This is a genomic window from Desulfosporosinus sp. Tol-M2 (genome assembly GCF_059735615.1).
Map to the genome: position 1 here is coordinate 1 of NZ_JCAIJG010000014.1, position 4,697 is coordinate 4,697.

Below are 4,697 nucleotides of genomic sequence, written 5' to 3' on the forward strand. Positions count from 1 at the left end.
TGTCGGGGGGGTGCGGCTCAATATCGGCAACTCCCGGCAACTTAAAGAAGCTTTCACAGAGATGTACAAGGAAATAAATCATAAGCAGCCCGGCGCGCAAATCGACGGCGTACTTATTCAGGAGTACCTGCCCAAGGGAACGGAACTACTGCTCGGATGCAAAAAAGATCCGCAGTTCGGCCCTGTTCTGGCCTTTGGCGCCGGTGGCGTCTTTACCGAAATACTGAACGACGTTACGCTACGCATCCCGCCTTTGAGCAGGGATGAAATAAGCGTGCTGATTAACGAAACAAAGATCAGCAAAATCCTGGCCGGAGCCAGAGGCGGCACCGCCGCAAATTTGGAGCTACTCACCGATAGTCTGACCTGTTTTATGCAGCTGGTCCTGGCCAACCCGTCCATAGTGGAAATGGATATCAATCCCTTATTGGCGGATGCTGACAGAATCGTGGCTCTGGATAGCAGGGTCACTCTGGGATAACAAAGTATGGGCAGGCCTGAATATAATATTTGTTCTTTGTCGGAGCCGGAGAAGTGTCCTCCTGAATTGCCCATCTGGAACCGGGCAGATATGAGGATAGGGATCGAACAGAGATTGACATAGCTGTAAAAGGATTAATGGAGGAAAATTATTTTAAGGCCTATAGGATTGCCGAAAATATTGCAGAACCAATTCCTCTAGACTTTATACAGTTTGAATTCGCTCAAGAATCTATGCAGGAACGTATTGTGAGAGATGGGGTGAGGATATGACGGCTCCGAACTTCGTTGGCGCAAGATAGAGCATTTAGCAAAGGGCATAGATTCGATGACCAAAGCTCTAATGGAAGAGATATTCGAGTTTATGAAATTTGTAGAAAAATTGAGTGATTCTCTGCTCGTTGATTCCTAAGAGACAATCTGCGAAGAGTGCAGAAAAGATGTTGCCTATTCTGTGGAAAGTGTTTCTATGAAAGGCATTTTGAAAGGCTCCAGCAAAGGATAATTTGCCGGAGCTTTTTTTACCCGCAAAACTAAAGAAAGTGACGAAAGATTTCTGCAAATTTAATTTGGTTAACCCTTTAAAGAGAGCATGTATCGTAGCAACAGCCAGTCCCAGATTCGAACTGGCTGTTGCTACGCGGTTTATCACACTTGTTAGCTTGACCACATATTCTGTAATGAAGTAACAGAAAGGACAGGATACTATTATGGATGACTTGATCACAGACCGAACGCCGCCCGTCATAGCGGCTGAAATAAACACGATCAGGGACCAGACCGGGAAAGTCCTCCTTGCCGCTGCCATTGAGATTGGCCGTCGTCTGAAAGAGGCTAAGGATCTGCTTCCGTATGGGGAATGGGGCAAGTGGTTGGAAGAGTCGGTCAGCTACTCCCAGAAAACAGCCGAAAAATTAATGCGCGTCTTCGATGCCTACGGGACCCGGCAGTCCGCATCCCTTGACGTCGGCGCGCTTGTGCAAGAGCTGCCTAATTATAATTGTACCCAGGCGTTTATCCTCTTAGGAGTCCCGGAAGGAGAACGGGCGCAGTTCATTGCGGAGATTGATGTCGAAAGCATGTCTACCCGTGAACTGCAAAAGGCAATTAGTGAGCGGAGCCAGGCCATTAAGGAACGGGACCAGGCCCTTCAGGAAAAAACGGACCTCCGGAAAGCTCTGGATGAACAAGGGAGTCAAATAACCCGGCTAGCTACGGAGCGCGACAATCTGAAAACTAAGGCCGAGGAGTTAAGTAAGTCCCAATCGGAGTTGGAGTCGAAGAGCGGGAGACTGCAGTTGGAATTGATCTCGATCAAGAAAAGCACATCATACGAGGCTGTCCAAAGGATGGGTAATAACCTTACTGCCGCATATATCAAGGCATCCGCCAATAAACTTGCCTTTTTATTCGAAAGCCTGGACAGAACATTCAAGGAACTGAAGTGGGAACTGAGTGAGTTTGCTGCTAGGGATCCGGATACGCATGAAGTGTATAAAAATAAGGTGATTGATTTTTTAACGAGAGGTCTGAAGGAAAAAATATAACCGGGGATTTGATTTGTTCCAAATTCATTATTTTGGTTTTCGGAAATCTGGAGGAGAGTTAATTCAGTAATACTGCGAGCTAATTTTACTCTCCTCTTTCTTTTTTCGTTAGATCATTTTGTAATGGCCTGCCCTTTTTAGGTATTTCTTGGATTATTTTCGCTAATTTAGGAGGAAATGAAGGAAGGATGTGGAAATGTTTAGAGGCGATTTCCAGGAGCGACAGGGCATCCATGTTCCCCGCACAGGCGGGGGTGATCCTGCTAAGCTGGTGGGTAAAATGAGCAAAGTAAAAATGTTCCCCGCCGGTACGGGGTTCTGACTTAATGGCCTGCGCCGGGTATTTACATCATTGATAAAATGGTTGTGTAATAAACTAACAAACATGACTCGAATATTCTTGAATGTTTATTAGTCATGACACTGACGGAATTAAAAAAGAGGAAGTTATAGAATGACTACACTATCGCAGGGCAACGGATCCTTGGACTCCGGACCATTCTACCATGGCACAAAAGCCGACTTGAAGCAGGGGGACTTGTTGGAACCCGGTTATAGCTCTAACTATGGCGAGCGGAAGAAGGCCAACTACGTTTATCTGACCGCAACACTCGATGCGGCTATATGGGGATCTGAACTTGCGGTGGGAGACGCACGTGGTCGTATCTATTGTGTGGAGCCCACCGGCACCATCGAGGATGACCCCAATCTGACGGATAAAAAGTTCCCAGGGAACCCAACGAGGTCCTACCGCACAAGGCAGCCACTTAGAGTAGTGGGAGAAGTCTTGGACTGGAAGGGACACTCCCCAGAGGAACTTCAGAAAATGCGGGCCCACCTTGACGAGCTTAAACGGCTTGGTATCGAGGCGAGTAACAACTGACTGAGTGATAGTCGACAAATCCTAATTTTGGGAAATAATTCTAACCCCCCGGGGGTACACAAATGCGCGAAATTATGGGGGGTACCCTGTAAGGGTAAAAGGATATTCGCAAAATTGTGTAGGAGATTTGGGGGGAACGGCCCCCCTTCTATAATCAGAAATATTTTAAATAGATTCAGAGCGTCAAGAGAAAAGACAGCACATTACGTTCAGAATGAGCAGTCAGGTAAGTTACTGGAATATGTGAATATAAGAATATAGTCAGGAACGTTCGCCAGTTGGGTCATTACTTCTTGACTGGCGGTTTTTTATTTGTTCAAAAATAGATAAAAGTATTAGTATAGTAATTTAATTTTTCCAGGATTTTAAGAATATATATTGAAAAGTATATACAAAAGGTGTAAAATTACACTATAAATAATTAGTTTATCTTGAGGAATAGTGAAATGAACAAAAAAGATTTTATAAAATTTATGGATGAAAAACTTAAACTAATCCGAACAGAGTACGGATTGACTCAGGATAAAATGGCGGCTATTCTGGGAATTTCCAAAAAGACCTTAATCGAGATAGAAAAAGACAGAAAAAGCTTGGGTTGGACCGGTTCAGTTGCCTTGGCAAGTATTTTTTCGAACAGCATTATTTTACAGGATGCGACGGGTGGAGATTTGACGGACATCATTATTGCATTAGCGTTCAAGGATGTTAATGTCGACTATCCCAAAACATGGGGAGGCAAGGTTTGGTGGAAAACAATATCCAATCAGAACGGCTATTGCATTCAGCAGAATATGTTCTCACGGCACTTTCGAATTTTGGATCAGGAAAATCACAGATTATTTGCGTCTTTTATTTTGGAGGAAGTGGAAGAGGTTATGAAAGAGATATTAAATAATTGATAATTTCTCTTTCAGTTAAAAAGGTGGTTATCATAAAAATATAAACTGACCTAGAGGGGGATTTCTTGATTGTCGCCTGGATCGATAGGTGGCAAATTACCAAACGAAGATTTTTATTATGAAAAGTAATAAAGGAGGAATGAATCATGAAAATTCAGCTTTGGTCAAAAACAACGGCCGGAAAATGGGCAGCTATTTTAACTCTAATTTTCATAATATTTATGGCTTTAAAGTTGATTAATCTAGCGATAATCAGACTTCCCTTTCCGACTCCGTTTATTGCAGTATTTGGTGTTGTCGGATTTATAATGGGGCTTATATCAATAATGAAAAACAAGGACAGGACTCTATTGACACTGTTATCCATTCCGATTGGACTATTGATTATTTTCTGGGTAGCTGCAGAAATAGTAGTTCCTCATTAAAATCGATAATCCAGAGGGTATTGTAGTTAAATATATACAGGTATATAAGTAAATCATTAGTATGCGATAATGAGAACGAATCTGATATAGCAGCAGTTGTAAAACATAAGGAAAGATCTATCTTGTTTCTTACTTGCCTAGCGATTAGCGTACTCTTTGTTTATTTTGGCGTAACTTAAATTATCGGTGAAATTACCGGAACACATTAAATAAGCCAAAAGGGTGGCTAAAAAATCGAAGGGAGCAATAGGTTATGGTACTTGGCATAGCTCTTACGATAGCCTCAATTATTGGCATAATCTATGGGATAAAGAACAAAAACAAACCTTTATCAATATTTTCTGTAATTGTGTTGATAATGATTATTGCTGTATGGATATATTTTTATAATAACCCCTATTAAAGTTTAGGTCTGAAAAGGTTTTGCCCCCAAGTTCTTACGAAGGGTGGTTTATGTAATTAT

The 4,697-nt window shown here is 42.4% G+C and carries 6 protein-coding genes; all 6 read left to right on the top strand.

Annotated elements, in window-relative coordinates; translation table 11 throughout:
- The coding region (locus AC6I5A_RS00400) for an acetate--CoA ligase family protein (protein WP_034610373.1) at positions 1-481 on the top strand (481 nt) is incomplete at its 5' end.
- A gap of 709 nt (positions 482-1,190) precedes the next feature.
- Positions 1,191-2,027 (top strand): DUF3102 domain-containing protein, encoded by an 837-nt coding sequence (locus AC6I5A_RS00405; protein ID WP_034610379.1) that lies wholly within the window; start codon positions 1,191-1,193, stop codon positions 2,025-2,027.
- A 196-nt stretch (positions 2,028-2,223) separates the two neighbouring features.
- A complete protein-coding gene (locus tag AC6I5A_RS00410) occupies positions 2,224-2,349 on the top strand; it encodes a hypothetical protein (RefSeq protein WP_497900373.1) in 126 nt (41 codons plus the stop codon).
- A gap of 132 nt (positions 2,350-2,481) precedes the next feature.
- Positions 2,482-2,910, top strand: a complete 429-nt coding sequence (gene arr / locus AC6I5A_RS00415; protein ID WP_034610382.1) for an NAD(+)--rifampin ADP-ribosyltransferase — start codon at positions 2,482-2,484, stop codon at positions 2,908-2,910.
- Positions 2,911-3,356: 446 nt separating this feature from the next.
- The gene (locus AC6I5A_RS00420) at positions 3,357-3,809 is read left to right on the top strand and encodes a helix-turn-helix transcriptional regulator (RefSeq protein ID WP_034610384.1); all 453 of its coding nucleotides are present in this window, start codon (positions 3,357-3,359) and stop codon (positions 3,807-3,809) included.
- A 146-nt stretch (positions 3,810-3,955) separates the two neighbouring features.
- Positions 3,956-4,234, top strand: coding sequence for a hypothetical protein (locus AC6I5A_RS00425; RefSeq protein WP_034610386.1), 279 nt, complete (start codon positions 3,956-3,958; stop codon positions 4,232-4,234).
- Positions 4,235-4,697 lie beyond the last annotated feature (463 nt).